Source organism: Roseburia sp. AF42-8 (genome assembly GCF_003435965.1).
Classification (GTDB): Bacteria; Bacillota; Clostridia; order Lachnospirales; family Lachnospiraceae; genus Roseburia_C; species Roseburia_C amylophila.
On the sequence record NZ_QTVB01000129.1, the window covers coordinates 1 to 1050 of the forward strand.

Genomic DNA, 1050 nt, shown 5'->3' on the forward strand with positions numbered 1-1050 from the left:
TTGTACCGACCCCTAAAAGTTAGACCAAAAAATCTAACGATTGGAGGTCGGTATTTTTATGTCTAAATATAGTTATGAATTTAAAAAGAAAGTTGTAAATGCTTATCTGAATGGAGAAGGCGGTTATAAATATCTCGCCGAGCAATACGGCGTTCCTTCTCATAGTAAAGTTAAGTTATGGGTGGATAATTATAAGTCTTTTGGAGATGATGGGTTAAAACGTTCACGTCAACAAGTAAAATATTCTTTCGAAAAGAAACTTTTTGTTGTAGAGTTATATTTATCAAGTGAAATCTCATATCAAGATTTAGCTCTGCAAGAAGGAATTACTAACCCGTCTATGATAGTTGATTGGGTTAATCGCTTTCGAGCAGCTGGACCTGATGCGTTGAGGCCACGTAAGAAAGGTCGAAAGAAAATATTGGATAAACCAGATAACAATACACAAAACAAACCACTTGTAGAATCTCCTGTTGATACAAGTGTAGAACATGTAAAGGAACTAGAGGATGAACTTCTTAAGTTAAGGATAGAGAATGCCTTTTTAAAAGAACTGAGGAGACTGCGTTTAGAGGACGAAGCAAAAATGAGAGAACGGCGCGAATCATCAGCAGCCTCCGAAGACAGTTCAAACTAAAATATCTTCTCTCATATACAGGAATGCCTAAAGCAACATATATGTATTGGCAAAAAAGATTTGATAGAGAAAATCCTGATAAGGAAATCGAAGAAAAAATCCTTGAAATTAGAGAACTTCACAAGGATTACGGATATCGTCGTATGCTAGGAGAACTTCGCAATCAGGGATATGTTATCAATAAAAAGAAAGTTCAGCGAATCATGCAAAAACTCGGATTACAGGTAACCTCATTTACACGCAGGAGTAGGAAATATAGTTCATACAAAGGAAAAGTTGGAACTGTTGCGCCTAATAGAATTCGCAGACGCTTTAACACACATATACCTCATCAGAAGATCACCACAGATACAACAGAGTTTAAATACTATGAAGTTGATGTTAAAGGACATATGACTATGCACAAACTTTAT

General features: G+C 35.9%; 2 protein-coding genes. Both read left to right on the forward strand.

Annotated elements, in window-relative coordinates:
- Positions 1–58 precede the first annotated feature (58 nt).
- Entirely contained in the window at positions 59–637 is a 579-nt protein-coding gene (locus DW059_RS15630; protein ID WP_117699395.1) for a helix-turn-helix domain-containing protein, read from the forward strand.
- Between the two features lie 23 nt (positions 638–660).
- Positions 661–1050 (forward strand): IS3 family transposase (locus DW059_RS15635; RefSeq protein WP_147326082.1); only part of this gene is annotated, 390 nt, incomplete at its 3' end.

Excerpts from the sequence above, each read along its gene's own strand:
- DW059_RS15630 (WP_117699395.1), top strand. The coding sequence starts at position 59 with ATGTCTAAATATAGTTATGAATTTAAAAAGAAAGTTGTAAATGCTTAT.